The organism is Pseudomonas sp. GW822-FHT06B12 (genome assembly GCF_058799675.1).
Map to the genome: position 1 here is coordinate 1 of NZ_JBXALR010000007.1, position 20,079 is coordinate 20,079.

Consider the following 20,079-nt stretch of genomic DNA (forward strand, 5'->3'; position numbering starts at 1 on the left):
TTTGTTTACCAAGGAGTTTTCCGTTTCGACTGCGCCGGAAGTGGGGCGAATTATAGACTTCCAGAATCTGCCGTCAAGGGTTAATTACGCTTTTGTTGCAGAAGGTGCTTTTCTGGCCACTAAACGCGGAACTCGGCGCGTTACAGATGGCACACGCAGCACTAATAGCAGCGCACCTATAGAGGCATAGATCGCCCACTCCTTCAGATCAGCCCGAACTATCCAGAGCATATGCAGCAATCCAAGACCAAGGATTACATAGACCAAGCGATGCAACTTCTTCCAGCGGACACCCAAACGTCGCTGGCTATAACGATTGGACGTTACCGCCAGCATCAACAAACAAAGGAACCCCAGGCTGCCGATAATAATGTACGGCCGCTTGCTCAGCTCCACACCCAACTGAGACCAATCAAGACCAAGGATAAAAACCAGATAAGCACTCAGATGCAGAACAACATAAGCAAAACACCACAAACCGAGCTGCCGCCGAACAGCAATCCAGCCCGCCCACCCCGTCAGCCTCTGTATAGGCGTCATGCTCAAAGTGATCAACAGCAGGATCAGCGCTCCCAACCCCAATCGATCAACCAGCACCTTTCCCGGATCCGGCCCCAACGCAAAGCTCCAAGCCTCATACAGCCAGAGTAACGGCCACACCATCACTGCTATAAAGACGCCGACGCGCCACACAGAAAAACGCATCAGTAGTTCTTCCTCAGATCGAGACCTGTATAGAGAGAAGCAACTTCATCCGCGTAGCCATTGAACATCTGCGTCTCACGCACATTGGGCTTCAACAATCCGCTCGGCAGACGTCGCTCGCGCGCTTGAGTCCAGCGCGGGTGATCAACCGTCGGATTCACGTTTGCATAGAAGCCATACTCATCGGACGCGATGCTTTGCCAGGTGGTTTTCGGTTGCTCGCTGACCAGACTGATACGCACGATGGATTTGACGCTCTTGAACCCGTACTTCCACGGCACCACCAAGCGCAAAGGCGCGCCATTCTGATTGGGCAGCTCGCGGCCATACATGCCGACGGCAAGAATCGCCAACGGATTCATCGCTTCGTCCAGACGCAGTCCTTCTACATAAGGCCAGTCGATCAAGGCAAAACCTGAGCGCTGCCCCGGCATGGTCTTGGGGTCCTGCAAGGTTTCAAAACGAATGTATTTAGCCTTGGAGGTAGGCTCCACCTGACTGAGTAATGCCGAGATGGGAAAGCCGATCCACGGAATCACCATCGACCAGGCCTCTACACAGCGCAGCCGATAAATGCGCTCCTCCAACTGATACGGCTTCATGAAGTCCTCCAGCGCATAACGCCCTGGCTTACTCACCTCACCATCAACAACCACAGACCACGGTTCGGTTTTCAGCGCGCCAGCGTTCTGCGCGGGATCGCCCTTGTCAGTACCGAACTCATAGAAGTTGTTGTAGTGGGTCGCATCCTTGAACGGCGTGATCGCCTCATCCTTGACGGTCACCGCCCCCCACTGGGTTGCAGGAAGCTTTTCGGAAAACCAGGAAGGCGCCTTGCCCGACTCGACATCCGCGTACCGAGCCGCGTTGTCGGCGCTGGCCCAACGTGGCAGGCCGCTGACCGCCATACCGGCGATAGCCCCACCGAGCACACTGCGACGAGAGAGGTAGAGGGACTCAGGCGTGACGTCCGACTCATGACAGTCGGACGACTTGGGAAACTTGAATAACATGGCAACTCCGCAGAATTGGAGGACAGATGCACCAATAGACTGCGGAGTATGGGGGAAATTACATCACTCGGCTTTTTTGTGCCGACGAAGACGCAACAGGTACTGCACCGGACCAGAAGCTGCATAGGCGAGGAAAACCAGCAGCAAAATGCGCGGTGGATCGCTGAAGACCACCGCAAACACCAGCACCACAGCCAGGATCGCCACGAAAGGTACGCGCCCTTTCAGGTCCAGCTCCTTGAAGCTGTTGTACTTGATGTTGCTGACCATCAGCATGCCAGCGGCGGCAACCATCAGCGCAACCAGGAAGGACATCTTGGAGCCCTGAATCCCGTAATCGCTGAATGCCCAGACAATACCTGCGACTACACCGGCAGCGGCCGGACTGGCCAGACCGATGAAGTAACGTTTATCCGCAGTGCCGACCTGAGTATTGAAGCGCGCCAGACGCAATGCCGCGCCCGCAACATAGATGAAGGCAACCATCCAGCCAACCTTACCCATATCCCCCAGCGCCCAGCCGAATGCCAGCAATGCCGGCGCGACACCAAAGGCGACCATGTCCGACAGCGAGTCGTACTCGGCACCGAAGGCGCTTTCGGTATTGGTCATGCGCGCTACCCGGCCATCAAGGCCGTCGAGGACCATGGCGACGAAAATCGCGATCGCCGCGAAAGCAAAATACTTGCTCGCGCTTGCAGCATCACCGGCACTCAAGGCGCTCTGGGCGCTCATCGAGTTGATGATGGAATAGAACCCTGCGAACAGGTTCGCAGTGGTGAACAGATTCGGCAGAAGATAGATACCACGATGCCGGACTTTACGGCCGTCAGCGTCATGCCCCTCTTCGACATGCTCATCGATGGGTAGCAGGCTTTCGGCGTCAGAGGCCTGGTTTGGCTCTTCGGGACGTTCGCTCATGGACATTACCTTGCAACGGCGTGGAAAGTTTCGACAGGAGTCTGCGACAACGGTTCGGCCGCAAACGATGCAGCTTTATACCAGAACCGACCACTCAAACGAAAAAACGCGGCCTAAGCCGCGTTTTCTGTACAAGCTCGTGACTTAGTTTTTGGCTTTGTCGACGATTTTGTTGGCGCCGATCCACGGCATCATCGAGCGCAGTTGCTCGCCGATGATCTCGATGCCGTGCGCAGCGTTGTTACGACGCTTGGCGGTCATCGAAGGATAGCCGGTAGCACCTTCGCTGATGAACATCTTGGCGTATTCACCGTCCTGAATACGTTTCAGGGCATTACGCATGGCCTGACGGGATTCAGCGTTGATGACTTCAGGACCGGTAACGTACTCGCCGTACTCGGCGTTGTTGGAGATCGAGTAGTTCATGTTGGCGATACCGCCTTCGTACATGAGGTCAACGATCAGCTTCAGTTCGTGCAGGCACTCGAAGTAGGCCATTTCTGGCGCGTAGCCAGCTTCAACCAGAGTTTCGAAACCGGCTTTGACCAGTTCAACGGTACCGCCACACAGAACGGCTTGTTCGCCGAACAGGTCGGTTTCGGTCTCGTCCTTGAAAGTGGTTTCGATGATACCGGTACGACCACCGCCAACACCGGCAGCGTAGGACAGTGCAACGTTTTTGGCGTTGCCGGAAGCATCCTGATAGATCGCGATCAGGTCAGGAATACCGCCGCCCTTTACGAACTCGGAACGCACGGTGTGGCCCGGAGCCTTCGGCGCGATCATGATCACGTCGAGGTCAGCGCGCGGCACAACCTGGTTGTAGTGGATCGCGAAGCCGTGGGAGAAGGCCAGGGTGGCGCCTTTCTTGATGTTCGGCTCGATTTCGTTCTTGTACAGCGCAGACTGGAACTCGTCCGGGGTCAGGATCATGACCAGGTCGGCAGCAGCAACAGCAGAAGCAACGTCAGTCACTTTCAGGCCGTGAGCTTCGGCTTTGGCAACAGTGGCCGAACCTTTACGCAGACCAACAGTAACGTCAACGCCGGAGTCTTTCAGGTTGCACGCTTGAGCGTGGCCCTGGGAACCGTAACCGATGATGGCAACTTTCTTGCCCTGGATGATCGACAGGTCGCAGTCTTTTTCGTAATAAACTTTCATGAATTTCCCCTATATCCAGGCCGTTCAGGCCGTTCGCTAATTTGGTTTAGATGCTGAGTACTTTGTCGCCGCGGGCAATCCCGGTGACGCCACTGCGTACGGTTTCCAGAATCGAGGCAGTGCCGATCGACTGAATGAAACTGTCGAGCTTGTCGCTGGTACCGGTCAATTGAACGGTATACACGCTGGCGCTGACATCGACGATCTGTCCACGATAAATATCGGTAGTGCGTTTGATCTCGGCGCGCTGGGCGCCGGTGGCCTTGACCTTGACCAGCATCAGTTCACGCTCGATGTGAGCACTCTCCGACAGGTCAACCAGTTTCACCACTTCGATCAGCTTGTTCAGGTTCTTGGTGATCTGCTCGATCACTTCATCGTGGCCGACTGTAGTCAACGTCAGACGCGACAGGGTCGGGTCTTCGGTCGGCGCCACGGTCAGGCTTTCGATGTTGTAGTTGCGCTGCGAGAACAGACCGACTACACGAGACAAAGCGCCCGGTTCGTTTTCCAGAAGCAAGGAAATAATGTGTCGCATGATTAAGTACGCTCCGTCTTGCTCAGCCACATATCGCGCATGGAGCCGTCTTTGATCTGCATCGGGTAGACGTGCTCACTGGTGTCGACCGAAATGTCGATCACCACCAGGCGATCCTTCATGGCGAACGCTTCCTCCATCTTCGACTTCAAATCTTTCGAATCGGTGATGCGCACGCCGACGTGGCCATAGGCCTCTGCCAACTTGACGAAGTCAGGCAGCGACTCCATGTAGGAATGCGAGTGACGACTACCGTAACTCATGTCCTGCCACTGGCGAACCATACCCAGAACACCGTTGTTCAGGATGACGATCTTTACCGGCAAACCGTATTGCAGGCAGGTCGACAATTCCTGAATGTTCATCTGGATACTGCCCTCGCCCGTTACGCAGGCGACGTCGGCATCCGGGAAGCTCAACTTGATGCCCATGGCCGCCGGGAAACCGAAGCCCATGGTGCCCAGGCCGCCGGAGTTGATCCAGCGGTTAGGCTTGTTGAACTTGTAGTACTGCGCCGCGAACATCTGGTGCTGACCCACGTCGGAGGTCACAAAGGCATCGCCCTTGGTCACTTCGCAGAGGGTTTCGATCACGGTTTGCGGCTTGATGACGCTGCCGTCGCCCTTGTCATACGGGAACAGGCCGCGATCACCGCGCCACTCGTCGACTTGCTTCCACCAACTGGCAACGGACTCCTTGTTCGGGGTCTCGCCGATTTCCTTGAGGATTGCGACCATCTCGGTCAGGACGCTCTCGACCGGGCCAACGATAGGCACGTCTGCCTTGATGGTTTTGGAAATCGAAGCCGGGTCGATGTCGATGTGAATGATCTTGGCATTTGGACAGAACTTGGCCGGGCCGTTGATCACGCGGTCATCGAAACGCGCGCCGACAGCAAGAATCACGTCGGCGTGGTGCATGGCCAGGTTAGCGGTGTAGCTACCGTGCATGCCGAGCATGCCGATGAACTGACGGTCGGTGCCAGGGTAGGCACCCAGGCCCATCAGGGTGTTGGTCACCGGCAGGTTGAGCATTTGCGCCAGTTCGGTCAGCGGCGCGGAGCCACCACCAAGAATCACGCCGCCGCCTGCGTAGAGCACAGGACGCTTGGCCGCCAGGAGCATTTCTGCTGCCTTGCGGATTTGCCCGGAGTGACCGCGAACAGCCGGGCTGTAGGAACGCAGCTTGGCTTTTTTCGGGAAGACGTATTCGAACTTCTCGGCCGGGTTGGTCATGTCTTTCGGGATATCGACAACGACAGGACCAGGACGACCGGATTGCGCCAGGTAGAACGCCTTCTTCATGACTTCCGGGATTTCCGACGCGTGCTTGATCATGAAGCTGTGCTTCACGATCGGCCGGGAGATACCGATCATGTCGGTTTCCTGGAACGCATCGGTGCCTACCATGGTGCTAGGCACCTGGCCGGAAATGATCACCATCGGAATGGAGTCCATGTAGGCCGTGGCAATACCGGTGATGGCGTTGGTTGCGCCCGGGCCAGAGGTCACCAGTACTACGCCGGCTTTACCGGTAGCACGGGCATAGCCGTCAGCCATATGGGTCGCAGCCTGTTCGTGACGAACCAGGATGTGGGTCACTTCCGGTTCTTTGAACAGGGCATCGTATACATGAAGGAGAGCACCACCCGGGTACCCGTAGATATATTTGACGCCTTCGTCACGCAAAAAGCGGACGAGCATCTCACCGCCAGATAAAAGCTCCACGTTGTTCACCTCTAAAACGCCAGAATACCGCCCACATATAGGGGACGGGTCTTAATAGGTTTACTTCTCGGCAGAGCATGAGCGACGGTGGTCGCCGACTACGTCAGCACTGACTGAGCAAGTATTGGGATCGTCCCAAGTGTTGCGGGGCTTTCCCACCCAGCGCGAGGTAACGCGTTGCGGGTGTAACAGGTCGGCGCGGATGTGCGCCTCATGATCTGCCGAGTGGGTCTGCTTCTGGCAGTCCCTCTACAGCGGACTTTGGATTCTTCTGTTTCGCCCTCTGCAAGTCAAGTCGTCAATGTGCTTTATTCGAACTAAGCGCATGAGAACGCAAGAAAAAACCTTTAAACAGCAGGTGTGTTAGCTTCAATTGCGCACCCACGACAAGGAAACGGCATGCGAACGTTCTTCTTCACGGCCAGTCTGCTGATCGGCCTGAGCCCTTTGTGCATGGCCAGTCCGATCTACAAATGGATCGATGGCCAGGGCGTTACCCATTTCGATGCTCAGCCGCCCCAGGGCCAGGAAGCCACGACTGTGGTGAAGCCCGCCCTGCCCGTCGGCAAACCGAGCCCGCCACCACGCAGCAGCGCCATAGGCGATCAACAGGCCATCGACAACTCGGTGAAAAAACAGGTAGCCGAGCAGCAAGCCCAGCTCAAGACGTTCTGCGAACAGGCGCGAACGAACCTGGCTCAATTGCAGAACAATCCGCGATTACGCGAGGAAGTCGACGGTGAGATGCGTCGCCTGACAGACCAACAGCGTCAGGAACGCATCACCGAAGCACAAAAACAGATCAAGGATAACTGCCAGTAGGCACTGGCAGTTTTCGGCTTAGCGGGAAGCCGTGATGAGCTGATCGAACTCTTTGAGCAAGACCTGCAGCTGCCGATCCTTGCCCTGGACATTGCGCGCAGCGAAGACCATCTCGGCCATTTCCTGAATGCCCGAGGCATTGGGCAGCGGCAGGTTGTTCTCAAGGATGGCCTTCATGCGCGGCAAGAAGATCCATTGCAGCCACTGTTCGAAATCCAGCGTATCGACGGAAAATGGCTCGACGCTGTTCAACGCTTCAGCGCTTGGCGGGAGCTCGTCCCACCAACCCTGAAGACGCAACTCGCGCTCGATCAGCAGCAGCTGTTCAGCGATCTTCGGAAAACGTACATCCATCAGAGCGTAACCTTGGCCTTTTGACGAGCCAGTGCGGCACCGGCGGAATCACCCTGCTTTTCACGCGCCTGGGCGATCAACGCCCACAGACTGGCCTGAAGATCCGGACGACCATTGGCAAACGTCAAACCGCGACGAGCGAACTGCTCGGCCTGCGCTGCATCGCCCTGGGCCATGCGCACCTGCGCCAGACGGTAAAGCACTTGCGGTTCACGCGGAGCAACCCGTTGGGCACGCTCAAGGCTGGACGACGCACCGTTGAGATCACCGCTCGCCTGTTGCTGCTGAGCGGTAGTCAGCAAGGCCAGCACCGGACCGTCCAGTTGCTCGTCGGCAGACAAACCGCCGGCGCTGCTGGCGGAAGGAATCCCGCTCGGCGTCGATGGCATGCTGTAGTTACCCTGATTGATCGGCGCCGACTGGAGCGGTCCGCTGTCGATCGGACCCGGAGTTATCGGACCGGAGCTGATCGGGCCAGGGCTGATCGGTTGAGTGCTGATTGGCGTCGAAGTCGTCGCGCCAGCACCCGGCACCATCACCACCACGCCAGTGTCACCCTGCGGGATCGCCTGAGTCTGGGCTTGTGCCGGACGCTTCACGGTAGTTTTGCGGAAACCGCCATTGGCAGAAATCCGTTCACTGTTGGACACCGCCGTACCGGAGTCGACCACTGGAATCGAGCCGTGCTGCACACTGGAGCAGCCGCTGAGCAAAGCCAGAGCTGTCACCGTAACCGCTGGAATAAACCACTTGTTCACTTGAAACCCTCTTCGCTTAATTCATCCAGCCCTTGACCCAATCCATCACCGACTCGCCTGAAGCGGGGCTTGAGCCACCGCACGTAGCGCCGGGAGGCGGTTCGCTGCCGCGAATATACGGCATCTGCACTGCGCCTGGGCAGCTGGCTTCAGAGCCCTGCCCGGTACGCGAATCGACCCAGGCCTGAACGACATTATCCGGCTGCGGCATATCCAGCGGCAACGGGTCGGCCTTGCGCATGAAACTGGTCCAGACTTGCAGCGCGCCCGTGGCACCGGTGAACGGCGTCTTGCCGTTGTCATCGCGACCCAGCCAGACCACCGCCAGCAGATCCTGACTGAAACCGGCAAACCAGCTGTCTCGCGAGTCGTTACTGGTACCGGTTTTACCCGCCAGGGTCAGCGTCTTGGGCAGCACGTTATAGACCGAACTGCCGGTACCTTCACGCATCACGCGCTGCATGGCGCTCTGGATCAGGTAGATGGAAGCCGGATCGAAACGTTGCTGAATCTGGAACGGATAACGCTTGAGCGGCTGACCTTCGGCGGTCAGTACGCTGCGAATCCCGCGCATCGGCGTGTTGAAACCGCCGTTGGCGAGGGTCTGGTACATGGTTGCCACTTCGATCGGCGTCAAGCCACCCGCCCCCAGCAACATCGACGGGAAGGCCGGGAATTCCCGGGTGATGCCCAGACGCCCAAGGGTTTTCAGGACGTTCGGCACGCCGACTTCCAGACCCAGACGCGCGGTCGACAGGTTGTAGGAATGCGCCAGCCCCTGGTACAGGAATACCGTGCCGTGGGAGCGACGATCATAGTTCTGTGGCTTCCAGACCTGACCATCCGCACCTTTTACCGAGAAGGATTCATCGGACAGCCAACTGGTCAAGGTGTACTGGCTCGGTTTCTCAAGCGCGGTCAGGTACACCGCCGGCTTGATCAGGGAACCGATTGGCCGCACCGCATCCAGCGCGCGGTTGAAGCCGGCGAAACTCGCCTGACGGCTGCCGATCATCGCCTGAACTTCACCGGTTTCCGGGTTGGTCACGACCATCGCCGCCTCAACGTCGTCCGAACCTTTACGGCCGGCGAGGCGCTTGAAGGTATCGTTGACCGAGGCTTCAGCCTTCATCTGCAGGATCGGGTCGAAGCTGGTGAAAATCCGCAGGCCTTCTTCGGTCAAGTCTTCGTCGCGGTAGTCTTGGCGCAGTTGGCGCTTGACCAGATCGAGGAAGCCCGGAAACGAGCTGTCTGCCAGGCTGCCGCGCTTGGTCACGCCCAGCGGCATCTTCTTCGCAGCGGCGACTTGCTCGGCGGTGGCAACACCTTGTTGTTCCAGCAGATCGAGCACCAGATTGCGTCGCTCAAGCGCGCGTTCCGGGTAGCGACGCGGGTTGTAGTAGGAAGGCCCTTTGACCATGCCCACCAACAACGCGACTTGATGCAACTTGAGTTCGGACAGCGGCTGGCTGAAGAAGAACTGACTGGCCAGACCAAAACCGTGCACGGCACGCTGACCGTCCTGACCGATGAACACTTCATTGAGGTACGCCTCAAGAATGTCCGGCTTTTTGTAGTGCAACTCAAGCAGCATCGCCATCATCGCCTCGGTCAGCTTACGGCTCAGGCTGCGCTCGTTGGTCAGGTAGAAGTTCTTGACCAGCTGCTGCGTCAATGTACTACCGCCCTGACGCATTTGCCCGGCCGACGTGTTGACCCAAACGGCCCGCATGATCGACTTTGGCGACACACCAAAGTGGTGATAGAAGTCGCGGTCTTCCACCGCTACCAGCGTATCGAGCAGATACGGCGGCACCTGATCGATCTTGATCAGGATGCGGTCTTCGAGGTTTTTCGGATAAAGACCACCGATCAGCAGCGGTTCAAGGCGCACTACGGATAACTTCGAACCGTTGGTCGCCGACAACTCGGCGACGTAATCGCCAGAGAAACGCACACGTACCGGTTGAGCCTGCTCCAGGCCTTCATAGAACTGGAAACCACGGGTGTTCAAGTCAACGGTATTGCCGTTGACCGACGCCGCGCCCGGCCCATTGGCGACGCTTTCGCGGCGATAACCCAGGGCGTCGAGCTCGGTGAGAAAGTCATCCCTGCTCAGCTTCTGTCCGACGAACAGCTCGAGCGGGCGCGCATAAACCTTGGCCGGAATGGTCCAGCGCTTGCCGGAGAACTTCTCCTGGACCACGGCGTCGAGGTAAACCGCGAAGCCTGCCAGCACCACGAGGCCGACCAGACTGAGCTTCAAGGCCCAGCCTAACCAGGGGCGCAGGCCGCTAGAAGGAGGTTTTTTAGGGGAACGAGGGGATCGGGTACGAGTCATGGCGGCGGATTATACGCACTTTATTCCCGATCAACATGAGCCCGGCGAGGTTTGCGTTAGCCCCGCTTGCGGCCATAATGTCGCCCTTGAATTTTCCCAGACTCTGAAGGATCACCTGTGAGCCAATCCTTGATCGCTGCCCTGCAAAACCCGGCCCTCTACCCTCACCCTGTAGAGGGCTTCCAGGTCATCGAGACGCACATCTCATGGGTGCTGCTCACGGGCCCTTACGCTTATAAAGTGAAGAAGCCGGTCAATTTCGGTTTCCTCGACTTCACAAGCATTGAGTCGCGCGAACATTTCTGCGGCGAAGAACTGCGCCTGAACCAGCGCCTGACCAACGATTTGTATCTTGAAGTGTTGCCGATCACCGGCAGCGTTGAAGCACCGCAATTCGGTGGTACAGGCCCGGTGCTCGATTACGCGCTGAAAATGCGCCAGTTCCCACAAAGCCAGTTGCTCAGTACCCTGCAAGCCAATGGTGAACTGACGACCACGCACATCGACGAGATGGCCAGGCAGATAGCTCAGTTCCACCTCAGCGCACCGAAGGTTCCGGCAGCTCACGAAGCCGGCACGCCTGAAAGCGTCATGGCGCCAGTACGCCAGAACTTCGAACAAATCCGCCCGTTTCTCAGTGAAAAGGCCGACCTATTGCAACTCGACGCCCTGCAAGCCTGGGCCGAGAGCAGCTTCGAACGCCTGAAACCGCTGCTGGACCAACGCAAGGCCGAAGGTTTCATCCGCGAATGCCACGGTGACATCCATTTGGGCAACGCCACCGTGATCGACGGCAAGGTGGTGATTTTCGACTGCATCGAATTCAACGAACCGTTCCGCTTCACCGACGTCTATGCCGACACCGGCTTCCTGGCGATGGACCTCGAAGACCGTGGCCTGAAAAGCCTGGCACGCCGCTTCATGAGCCAGTACCTGGAGTTGACCGGCGATTATCAGGGCCTTGAGCTGCTGAACTTCTATAAAGCCTACCGCGCACTGGTTCGCGCCAAGGTCAGCCTGTTCAGCATGCCCGCCGAAGCCGATCCGGTGCAGCGCGCCACTACCCTGCGCCAGTACCGCAATTACGCCAACCTGGCGGAAAGCTACAGCACCATTCCATCGCGCTTCCTGGCAATCACCCACGGCGTTTCCGCCGTCGGTAAAAGCCACGTCGCCATGCGCCTGGTAGAAGCGCTGGGCGCGATTCGGCTGCGTTCCGATGTCGAGCGCAAGCGTCTGTTCGGCGAGCAACATGTACCAAACGACCCGCAAGCCGGTATCTACAGCACCGACGCCAGCGCCGCCACCTACACCCGCCTGCATGAAATCGCTGACGTGATTCTGCGCGCCGGTTTCCCGGTGGTCATCGACGCGACTTACCTCAAGCGTGAACAACGCGATAGCGCGGCAAAAATCGCCGAAGCGACGGGTGCGCCGTTCCTGATCCTTGATTGCAATGCACCACAAGCGGTGATCGAGAGCTGGCTGGCGCAGCGTCAGGCAGACAAAAACGATCCGTCTGACGCCAACCTGGCTGTTATCGCCGCTCAACAAGCCAATCGCGAGCCGCTGACACCGACAGAGATTCTCTGCAGCAAACGCGTTCAGACCAATGAAAGCGGAACCCTCGACACAGTGGTCGCGCAGATCCGTCAGCGTCTGCCGGGGCTGTAAGAAACTATTTCAGGCGTGAAGCTCTAACCGGCTTCACGCCTGCAAAATAGTGGCACTATACTGGCGCCATAAAACCAACAGGTGATGACATCCTATGAGCCAGCCAAAACTTCTCGACACCCCGCTATATGCCTTGCTGCACAAAGACGACATCACCGGTTTCAATCGCGAAAGGCCCAAGTCCGGACCTATCGACATGGTGGGCGGCGATTTCCGTGGCCTCGACCTGCGCGAGCTGAACGCCGAAGGTATCGATTTCAGCGACGCCTACTTCCGCTCTGCCGACCTGCGTGGTATCGATTTTCGTAATGCCTCTCTGGAAGGTGCGAGTCTGGCCCACGCGCAAATCTCCGGTGCTTACTTCCCGCCTGAGCTGAGCGCTGACGAAATTCTCATGTCGATGAATTTCGGTACTCGCCTGCGCTACCGCACCCGCTGACACCTGCCCTCACCTGAAGTCCGGCGTCCACCGCTGCGCGTCGGACTGCATGCATGACCTTCCCAAGTCCTTTCCGACTGCCCTTACTGCCCTTTCCAGAACTATCTGGCAGAACGCCTTAGAAGCTTTTGCGTTCAAACTGACCAAACAACCACGCTTTTCCTACTGACCGCTACACTCCTTTGAGGCTCGCCCACGCACTCTTCGGCTGTCGCAAGGAGGCTTGATGAATGATGAACTGCAACACCTGAAAAACCTTGGCAAGACGTCGGCGCAATGGCTGCATGCCGTGGGCATCCACAGCGCCTCGGACTTGCGCCGCCTGGGGGCGGTGGATGCTTATCGGGCGGTGCGCACTCGCGGGTTTCGCGCATCGAAGGTGTTGTTGTACGCGATTGAGGGGGCGCTGATGGACGTGCACTGGAACGACATCCCCGCCGAACGCAAGGACGCACTCAATAAACAGCTCGAAGCCATATCCTCACGTCACAAGGTCTAAAGCCCAGCATTTACGGGCAATCCAAACAAGTGTTTGGCAAAAGAGAAAAGAATTCAGAAAACATCGATTGACTTAGAAATGAGAATCGTTATGATTATCGCAACTGGTCGCGAGATCAGCTGATCTTCTGAAAGACCATTGGTTCGGACTCTCAGATTATCTCCTCATCAGGCTAATCACGGTTATTTGACCCGGCTCTTGCCGGGTCTTTTTTTGCCTGACGAAAAGTGATTCCTGGATACGCCCAAACCGCCTACTGACGCATTTGCGCACAATAGTCCTGCACGGGCCGGGCGGCCGTGTACCAGACGTAATCAGCCGAATTCGACGAGACCTCAGCCCCCTTCTCCGCCAGCATCACCACCACGGGCGCCGAATGCTTGCCAAGATCCTGCACATGCACCGGCACGCCAATGTCCAGACGCGCGTGATAAGCACCAGCAAACAGCAACGCCGGCGCAGGGGCTGCCAGCAGTCGTTCGGCCATCTGCCGATCGCGTTGTTGCTGAACCGCCAGCATGGCCGGCATCCGGCTTTCGGGTAACAACCCGCAATGAGACTCACGGATTTGCGCCAGCAGCTCATTCTTGACCGCTGGCGCATTCGACCGGGCCCCACTCACGGCCGGCGCTTGCTTATAAATGCGCCGAACGTCGGTCGAGTCCAGATTCGCCGCCAGTAGCGGATAAGGCTGAGCCAGGGCATACCGCACAATCGGCCCATACAGATTCCAGTCCCAACCTGATTGCCAGGCCAACGCCGCCGGCAAATCGACAGGCCAGTGAGCGGCATTCGATGCATGGACTTCATCGACACGCCCCTGCTGATCCGGCGTCAGCATTTCCAGCAACACGCTGCCTTGAGCCCGGCGCTGAGCCAGCGCCTGTAATAACCACAGTTGCGCATGATGGTGATCGGGATTGTCATGCTGCTCGCCAACGATCAGCCGTGGCGCCTCGGCCAATCGTTCGACCAGCGCTTGCGCACTCAGACGCTGACCGCTGTGCAGATCGCGAATAACGCCAGCCGGTTGATCCATGGCACTGGGTGTCATGTTTTGACAGGCGCCCAGTAACAGCAGCGCCAGAATCAATATCCCACGCATGAGGTCACCTCAACGGGCAATGATCAGCGGATGCCCGCGCTCCGGGTGCGGCTGCACCAACACATCCAGTCCGAACACGGCTTTCAGCGGTTCCGGCCGCAGCACCTGCTGCGGTGTGTCCAACGCATGCGGACGGCCACCTTCGAGCAGCAGAATACGATCACAATAACGCGCCGCCAGATTCAGATCATGCAGAATTACCAGCACTGCTGCCCCGCGATCGGCGAATTCACGAATCGCCTGCAAGGTGGTGTGCTGATGCAACGGGTCAAGCATCGACGTCGGCTCGTCGAGCAGCAAGGTTTGCCCGGCCTCCCCCGGCCAAAGCTGCGCCAGTACCCGCGCCAGGTGCACACGTTGGCGCTCACCGCCAGACAGGGCCAGATAGCTGCGACCACTCAAATGCCCGACATCGGCGGCCTGCAAGGCGGCAGCGACAATTTCGTCATCGCGCACCCGGCCTGTTTGATGAGGCAAACGCCCCATGCCGACCACTTCCTCGACGCGGAAGGCAAAGTCCAGGGTCGAGGTCTGCGGCAATACCGCCAAGCGTTGCGCTCGTTGTGCGCCATCCCACTGGCTCAGTTCGCGCTGATCGAGCCAGACACGACCATGATCAGGCCGTAACTCGCCACACAACGCGCCGAGCAAGGTGCTTTTGCCCGCGCCGTTGGGGCCCAGCACACCGAGGACTTCACCCGGTTGAAGCTCAAGATCGATGTCCGCCAGGACGATTTTTTTGCCACGGCAGATCTGCAGATTTTCTACTCGCAGCATCAGGCGCGACCTCGCAACAGCAAATACAGAAAGAACGGTGCGCCAATAAATGCAGTGACGATGCCAATCGGCAATTCAGCCGGGGCCAGCGCCAACCGCGCCACCAGATCAGCAAACAGCAACAGGCTGGCACCCGCCAGGACCGAAGCCGGCAACAGCACACGATGATCGGGACCGGCCAGCAGTCGCACCAGATGCGGCACCACCAACCCGACAAAACCGATCATCCCCGCCGCCGCAACAGCGGCACCGACGCCCAACGCGGTGCAGAACACCAGTTCGCGCTTCAGCCCTTCGACATTGATCCCCAAATGGCTGGCCTCGGACTCGCCGAGCAATAGTGCATTCAGCGCCTTGGCCCGGCGCGGCAACCACAGCGCTACCGCCGCGCTCACCAGCAGCAATGGCCAGAGTCGCGCATAGCTGGCGCCATTGAGGCTGCCCAGGTTCCAGAAAGTCAGCGTACGCAAGGTCGCGTCGTCCGCCAGATAGGTGAACAAGCCCACCGCCGAACTGGCCAGCGCCGTCAGGGCGATGCCCGCCAGCAACATGGTCGCAACGTTGGTCTGGCCGTTCCGCCGGCCGAGGCGGTAAACCAGCGCCGTCACCCCGAGTCCGCCAAGGAACGCACACAGCGATAACAGATACGGGCCGATCGCCTCAGGTAAACCACCAAACATCGAGCCGCCGACAATCGCAATCGCCGCGCCCAAGGCTGCACCACTGGAAACGCCGACCAACCCCGGATCCGCCAGCGGATTGCGGAACAACCCCTGCATCGCCACGCCCGACAACGCCAGCACCCCGCCCACCGCCAGACCGAGCAAGGTACGCGGCAAACGAATCTGCCCGAGAATCAGTTCGGCCTGCTCCAGCCCTTCAGCGGGAATCGGCAGACCGATCAAGCGCATCGCGGCGCGCAAGGTATCGAGCAGCGGCAAGCTGACCGGGCCCAGGGCCAATGACAGCCAGATCGCCAGTAAACACAGCAGACTCAGACCGATGAATAAAGAACGTGGTTTAACCAGAGTCGTCATGGGGCGGTGTTTGCCTTGGCTGATTCAGCGGGATAGAACCCGGCGGACAGCTCCACCAGGCTCGCAGGCAAGCGCGGCCCCAAGCCACCGACCAACAGCGTCGGGTCCAGCTCGAACACCCGCCCGGCCTTGGCCGCCGGAGTCGACGCGAGAATCGGGTTTTCCTTGAACAACGCGGCACGCGCGGCGTCACCGGTCAGCGCCCGGTCGGCAAACACCAACACCTCTGGCGTCAAGCCAGCCAGGGACTCAACAGAAAAGGGTTTGTAACCGGTATGGGTCGCCAGGTTATGCCCACCCGCCTGTTGCAACAGCCAATCGGCTGCGGTGTCCTTGCCGGCGATCAGCGGTTTGCCGCCAGCATGCCCCAGCAGTAACAACACACCCGGCGCCTTCTGTTTGGCCTGGGCCTGGCTGACCCAGTCTTTTTGCTGTTCAAGTTGCTGCTGATAACTGTGAAACAGCGTTGTGGCTTGCGGCTCGCTACCGAGCAATTTACCCAGGTGCTGCAAGTTGCCTTGCAGGGTTGGCAAATCCGGCTGCGCCGAGAACAACTCGACTTGCACCCCGGCACTGCGAATCTGTGACAACACCGGCGGCGGGCCCATTTCTTCGGTGCCGATAAGAATCTGTGGGCGCAAACTCAGAATGCCCTCCGCCGACAATTGCCGTTGATAACCGATACTCGGCAAGGCCTTGAGCGATTCGGGATGCTGGCTGGTGCTGTCGACGCCGACCAGCTTCGACTCGCCGCCCAACGCACTCACCCACTCCGACAAAGCCCCGCCGGCACTGACCCAGCGTTGCGGCAATTCGGTCGCTGCGGCCCCATGGTTGACCAAAAGTCCGACACAGAGCGCAATAGCACTGGTACTCAGGCGCATAACAGGGTTTCCTTTGAGGGTATTCCCGCAAAATCGAAGCGTTTTCAGCAACGCTTACAGCACGGGCGAAGCGCCCATTTGATAATTGTTAGCATTTGCACGTCAAGCACAGACACATTTGCTAACCAGTGAACGCGCGCCGCATAACCGCCAGAGGCCAGAGCCCTCGGCACTTGAGGATAGTCATGAAGTTTCTTTGCACCAGCGCCGAGCTGGTCGATGCCAGCAGCCGTGGTTTCGAGATCGACGGCCAAAAACTGTTTGCCGTGCGCCGTGAAGGCCAGGTCTACGTGTATGAAAATCGCTGCCCGCATCGCGGCGTCGGCCTGGAATGGCACCCCGACCAGTTTCTCGACCCCAGTGCCAGCCTGATCCAGTGCGCCACCCATGGCGCGCTGTTTCTGATTGAAAGCGGTGAATGCGTGGCCGGCCCCTGCGCCGGGCAATCTCTCAGTGCCCTGGCATGCCGTGAAGACAGCCAGGGAATCTGGATAACCCCTTAAGCGCCGAACAACACCTCCAGCCGACGGTCGACGCGTACTTCGTGCGCGGTCAGGCTCACGCCATACGCCAACACCTCAACCCCGGCCGCTTTCGCCTCACGCAAAGCGGCTGCGTAACCCGGATCGATCTCTTGGGCCGGGCGCACCGCGTCGATCCCCGTCAGATTGACGCAGTACAACTGCACCGCACGGATACCGTCCCGCGCCAGGCACGCCAGCTCGCGCAAATGCTTGGCGCCGCGCAGAGTCACCGCGTCCGGAAAAGCCGCGACTGCCGATCCGTCGAAACCCAGCGTGACGCTTTTGACTTCGACGAAGGCCGGGCCGCTCGGGTAGTCGAGACGAAAATCTATGCGGCTGTTTTCCTGGCCATATGGCACTTCACGCTTGAGCCCGGTAAAACCGTTGAGCTCGGTGATCAAACCGCCACGTAGCGCCTCTTCAATCAAGGTATTGGCCCGCGCAGTATTCACGCAGGCCAACCGCCCTTGCGGAGTTTCGCTGATTTCCCAGGTACCGGGCAGCTTGCGTTTCGGGTCATTGGAACGGCTGAACCAGACCTGCCCGCCTTCGACCATGCAATTGAACATCGACCCGGTGTTGGGGCAGTGAATGGTCAGCAACTCGCCACCAACGGTTTCGATATCGGCGAGAAAACGCTTGTAACGACGAATCAGCCGACCTTCTTCGAGAGGAGGATTGAAGTGCATCAGCCTTGCCAGCTCCGCAAGCCACGGGCAATCCGCACCACCGCTTCCTGCAAGCGCGGCAGGCTTTGGGTGTAGGCGAACCGCACGTGATGACCCGCCTGATACCGGCCAAAATCCAGGCCTGGGGTGAAGGCGACGTGTTCGGTTTCCAGGAAGTGCCGGCAGAAGGCAAACGCATCACCGCCAAAGGCACTGATGTCCGCATACAAATAGAAGGCGCCTTCCGGCTCCACGGCGATTCCAAAACCCAGTTCACGCAAGGCCGGCAGCAGGAAGTCACGCCTGCGCCCGAACTCAGCCCGGCGCTCTTCGAGAATGCTCAGGGTATCCGGCTCGAAGCAGGCCAGCGCTGCGTGCTGAGCCATGCTCGGCGCGCTGATGTAAAGGTTCTGCGCGAGCTTTTCCAACTCGCCGACCGCAGCCTCCGGGGCGACCAGCCAACCAAGGCGCCAGCCGGTCATGCCGAAATACTTGGAGAAACTGTTCAGCACAAAAGCGCTGTCATCGACTTCCAGCACACTGGCGGCGTCGGTGCCGTAAGTCAGGCCGTGATAGATCTCATCTACCACCAGATGGCCGTGACGCTGTTTGATGGCTGCTGACAACCCGGCCAGTTCATCGCGGGTCAGGATGGTCCCGGTCGGGTTGGCCGGTGAAGCGACCAATGCACCGACGCTGTCGTGGTCCCAGTAGCGCTCGACCAGCTCCGGTGTCAGCTGATAACGCACGTCCGGGCCGACCGGCACCAGTTGCGCCGCGCCTTCCACCAACCGCAGGAAATGCCGGTTGCACGGGTAACCCGGGTCGGCCAGCAGCCAGTGTTTACCCGGATCGACCAGCAAGGCGCTGGCCAACAGTAACGCGCCAGAACCGCCCGGCGTGATCAGGATGCGTTGCGGGTCGATATTCAACCCGTAACGCTGCTGATAGAAGCCCGAAATGGCTTCACGCAGCTCTGGAATGCCGCGAGCGGCGGTGTAACGGGTTTTCCCCGCCGTCAGCGCAGCCTGACCGGCCTTGATGATCGGCTCGGCAGTGGTGAAGTCCGGTTCGCCGATTTCCAGGTGAATCACGTCGTGTCCGGCCGCCTGCAACTCATTGGCGCGCGCCAGCAATGCCATGACATGGAAAGGTTCGATAGCGCGGCTGCGCGCACTGTAGGGCTGAGCCATTAGCCTTCCTTCAACGGGGAAAAGAATTGATTCTACCCAAGCGCAGGAACGAGCGAGAACCTAAAGCGGTCATAACCGGAAGTTCACCCGTAAAAGAGCTGATACATAAGGCTCAGGATTGACTAAAATCAATATCTGATCAGGTCTCCAGACCCACCAGACAAGGCTTTGCAAACTTTTGCAAGCCTTGCGGGGCGCAGCCTCGACATCCGGGAGTAGCGCGCTCCGATTTGATCTGGTAAGTTCGCCCGCTTGCAGCCGCAGGGCCGGCAGGTGTCGGTGATGGAGCAATCCTGCGCAATGGATTACAAGAGTAGAGGCGGTCCATTTCATGCCCACCCAAGCAAAGCAACAGCAGAACCAGTCGATCAGCGGCTTCGAACCCTACAAAGAAGTGAAGGGCGAGGAGTACATGGGCCAGCCCATGCGCGCGCACTTCACCAAGATCCTGAACAAGTGGAAACAGGACTTGATGCAGGAAGTCGACCGTACTGTTGATCACATGAAAGACGAAGCGGCCAACTTCCCCGACCCGGCCGACCGTGCCAGTCAGGAAGAAGAATTCAGCCTCGAACTGCGTGCCCGCGACCGCGAGCGCAAGCTGATCAAGAAAATCGACAAGACCCTGCAACTGATCGAAGACGAAGAATACGGCTGGTGCGAGTCCTGCGGTGTCGAGATCGGCGTCAAACGCCTGGAAGCCCGCCCTACCGCCGACATGTGCGTCGACTGCAAGACCCTTGCAGAAATCAAGGAAAAGCAAGTCGGCAAGTAAGCGTCGATTTGAACGGCATCGACCTGAACAAAAAACGGAGCGTGCGAACGCTCCGTTTTTGTTTCTTTGGGAGCGACGGTGCGACGGTGCGACGATTCGACCTGCTCGCGATGGCGGCATTACATTCAACATTAATACTGACTGATCTATTGCTATCGCGAGCA

General features: G+C 58.7%; 21 protein-coding genes. 6 read left to right on the plus strand and 15 right to left on the minus strand.

Features of this window, described 5'->3' with window-relative positions:
- Window positions 1-84: 84 nt before the first annotated feature.
- The 6 genes from msrQ to AC1RKH_RS16835 all read right to left on the minus strand — a co-directional run bounded on the left by msrQ (window position 85) and on the right by AC1RKH_RS16835 (window position 6,065).
- Entirely contained in the window at window positions 85-705 is a 621-nt protein-coding gene (gene msrQ, locus AC1RKH_RS16810) for a protein-methionine-sulfoxide reductase heme-binding subunit MsrQ (RefSeq protein WP_493064410.1), read from the minus strand.
- Window positions 705-1,718, minus strand: a complete 1,014-nt coding sequence (gene msrP, locus AC1RKH_RS16815) for a protein-methionine-sulfoxide reductase catalytic subunit MsrP (protein WP_493064411.1) — start codon at window positions 1,716-1,718, stop codon at window positions 705-707. The genes msrQ and msrP overlap by 1 nt, the downstream gene beginning before the upstream one ends.
- 63 nt (window positions 1,719-1,781) lie before the next feature.
- Entirely contained in the window at window positions 1,782-2,639 is an 858-nt protein-coding gene (gene pssA / locus AC1RKH_RS16820; protein WP_493064412.1) for a CDP-diacylglycerol--serine O-phosphatidyltransferase, read from the minus strand.
- Between the two features lie 144 nt (window positions 2,640-2,783).
- A complete protein-coding gene (ilvC, locus tag AC1RKH_RS16825; protein WP_007948647.1) occupies window positions 2,784-3,800 on the minus strand; it encodes a ketol-acid reductoisomerase in 1,017 nt (338 codons plus the stop codon).
- Between the two features lie 46 nt (window positions 3,801-3,846).
- The gene (gene ilvN, locus AC1RKH_RS16830; protein ID WP_003176102.1) at window positions 3,847-4,338 is read right to left on the minus strand and encodes an acetolactate synthase small subunit; all 492 of its coding nucleotides are present in this window, start codon (window positions 4,336-4,338) and stop codon (window positions 3,847-3,849) included.
- 2 nt (window positions 4,339-4,340) lie between these two features.
- Window positions 4,341-6,065, minus strand: coding sequence for an acetolactate synthase 3 large subunit (locus AC1RKH_RS16835; RefSeq protein WP_493064413.1), 1,725 nt, complete (start codon window positions 6,063-6,065; stop codon window positions 4,341-4,343).
- A 399-nt stretch (window positions 6,066-6,464) separates the two neighbouring features.
- Here AC1RKH_RS16835 and AC1RKH_RS16840 point away from each other — a divergent pair, with 399 nt between their 5' ends.
- A complete protein-coding gene (locus tag AC1RKH_RS16840; protein ID WP_493064414.1) occupies window positions 6,465-6,887 on the plus strand; it encodes a DUF4124 domain-containing protein in 423 nt (140 codons plus the stop codon).
- Between the two features lie 18 nt (window positions 6,888-6,905).
- On the opposite strand, the gene AC1RKH_RS16845 is transcribed toward AC1RKH_RS16840, so the two are convergent.
- The 3 genes from AC1RKH_RS16845 to mrcB are packed head-to-tail and all read right to left on the minus strand — an operon-like array spanning window position 6,906 to window position 10,340.
- Window positions 6,906-7,241 carry a YqcC family protein gene (locus tag AC1RKH_RS16845; protein WP_123423652.1) on the minus strand — a complete coding sequence of 112 codons (336 nt, stop codon included), beginning with the start codon at window positions 7,239-7,241 and terminating at the stop codon, window positions 6,906-6,908.
- Window positions 7,241-7,999, minus strand: a complete 759-nt coding sequence (locus tag AC1RKH_RS16850; RefSeq protein WP_493064415.1) for a tetratricopeptide repeat protein — start codon at window positions 7,997-7,999, stop codon at window positions 7,241-7,243. The genes AC1RKH_RS16845 and AC1RKH_RS16850 overlap by 1 nt, the downstream gene beginning before the upstream one ends.
- Window positions 8,000-8,015: 16 nt before the next feature.
- Complete coding sequence (gene mrcB, locus AC1RKH_RS16855; protein ID WP_493064416.1) at window positions 8,016-10,340, minus strand: penicillin-binding protein 1B; 2,325 nt, start codon at window positions 10,338-10,340, stop codon at window positions 8,016-8,018.
- 117 nt (window positions 10,341-10,457) lie between these two features.
- Here mrcB and AC1RKH_RS16860 point away from each other — a divergent pair, with 117 nt between their 5' ends.
- The 3 genes from AC1RKH_RS16860 to AC1RKH_RS16870 all read left to right on the plus strand — a co-directional run bounded on the left by AC1RKH_RS16860 (window position 10,458) and on the right by AC1RKH_RS16870 (window position 12,952).
- Window positions 10,458-12,014, plus strand: a complete 1,557-nt coding sequence (locus AC1RKH_RS16860; RefSeq protein ID WP_493064417.1) for a bifunctional aminoglycoside phosphotransferase/ATP-binding protein — start codon at window positions 10,458-10,460, stop codon at window positions 12,012-12,014.
- Between the two features lie 94 nt (window positions 12,015-12,108).
- Entirely contained in the window at window positions 12,109-12,453 is a 345-nt protein-coding gene (locus AC1RKH_RS16865) for a pentapeptide repeat-containing protein (RefSeq protein WP_123423648.1), read from the plus strand.
- A gap of 226 nt (window positions 12,454-12,679) precedes the next feature.
- Window positions 12,680-12,952: a TfoX/Sxy family protein gene (locus AC1RKH_RS16870; protein ID WP_123423647.1), complete on the plus strand. Its 273-nt coding sequence runs from the start codon at window positions 12,680-12,682 to the stop codon at window positions 12,950-12,952.
- Window positions 12,953-13,205: 253 nt separating this feature from the next.
- On the opposite strand, the gene AC1RKH_RS16875 is transcribed toward AC1RKH_RS16870, so the two are convergent.
- The 4 genes from AC1RKH_RS16875 to AC1RKH_RS16890 are packed head-to-tail and all read right to left on the minus strand — an operon-like array spanning window position 13,206 to window position 16,755.
- The gene (locus AC1RKH_RS16875; protein WP_493064418.1) at window positions 13,206-14,057 is read right to left on the minus strand and encodes a ChaN family lipoprotein; all 852 of its coding nucleotides are present in this window, start codon (window positions 14,055-14,057) and stop codon (window positions 13,206-13,208) included.
- A 9-nt stretch (window positions 14,058-14,066) separates the two neighbouring features.
- Window positions 14,067-14,834 carry a heme ABC transporter ATP-binding protein gene (locus AC1RKH_RS16880; protein WP_493064419.1) on the minus strand — a complete coding sequence of 256 codons (768 nt, stop codon included), beginning with the start codon at window positions 14,832-14,834 and terminating at the stop codon, window positions 14,067-14,069.
- Window positions 14,834-15,871 carry a FecCD family ABC transporter permease gene (locus tag AC1RKH_RS16885; RefSeq protein ID WP_493064420.1) on the minus strand — a complete coding sequence of 346 codons (1,038 nt, stop codon included), beginning with the start codon at window positions 15,869-15,871 and terminating at the stop codon, window positions 14,834-14,836. The genes AC1RKH_RS16880 and AC1RKH_RS16885 overlap by 1 nt, the downstream gene beginning before the upstream one ends.
- Complete coding sequence (locus tag AC1RKH_RS16890; RefSeq protein WP_493064421.1) at window positions 15,868-16,755, minus strand: heme/hemin ABC transporter substrate-binding protein; 888 nt, start codon at window positions 16,753-16,755, stop codon at window positions 15,868-15,870. Before AC1RKH_RS16890 ends, AC1RKH_RS16885 begins: the two co-directional genes overlap by 4 nt.
- Window positions 16,756-16,940: 185 nt before the next feature.
- On the opposite strand from AC1RKH_RS16890, the gene AC1RKH_RS16895 reads away from it, so the two are divergent.
- Entirely contained in the window at window positions 16,941-17,258 is a 318-nt protein-coding gene (locus AC1RKH_RS16895) for a Rieske (2Fe-2S) protein (protein WP_493064422.1), read from the plus strand.
- Here the strand turns inward: AC1RKH_RS16895 and sfsA are convergent.
- Together sfsA and AC1RKH_RS16905 are read right to left on the minus strand one after the other, a co-directional pair.
- On the minus strand, window positions 17,255-17,968 hold the full coding sequence (gene sfsA, locus AC1RKH_RS16900) for a DNA/RNA nuclease SfsA (RefSeq protein ID WP_493064423.1): 714 nt from the start codon (window positions 17,966-17,968) through the stop codon (window positions 17,255-17,257). The genes AC1RKH_RS16895 and sfsA overlap by 4 nt on opposite strands.
- The gene (locus tag AC1RKH_RS16905) at window positions 17,968-19,140 is read right to left on the minus strand and encodes a pyridoxal phosphate-dependent aminotransferase (protein ID WP_493064424.1); all 1,173 of its coding nucleotides are present in this window, start codon (window positions 19,138-19,140) and stop codon (window positions 17,968-17,970) included. The genes sfsA and AC1RKH_RS16905 overlap by 1 nt, the downstream gene beginning before the upstream one ends.
- Window positions 19,141-19,471: 331 nt before the next feature.
- Here AC1RKH_RS16905 and dksA point away from each other — a divergent pair, with 331 nt between their 5' ends.
- Window positions 19,472-19,915 carry an RNA polymerase-binding protein DksA gene (gene dksA, locus AC1RKH_RS16910; RefSeq protein WP_123423639.1) on the plus strand — a complete coding sequence of 148 codons (444 nt, stop codon included), beginning with the start codon at window positions 19,472-19,474 and terminating at the stop codon, window positions 19,913-19,915.
- The last annotated feature ends 164 nt before the right edge of the window (window positions 19,916-20,079 follow it).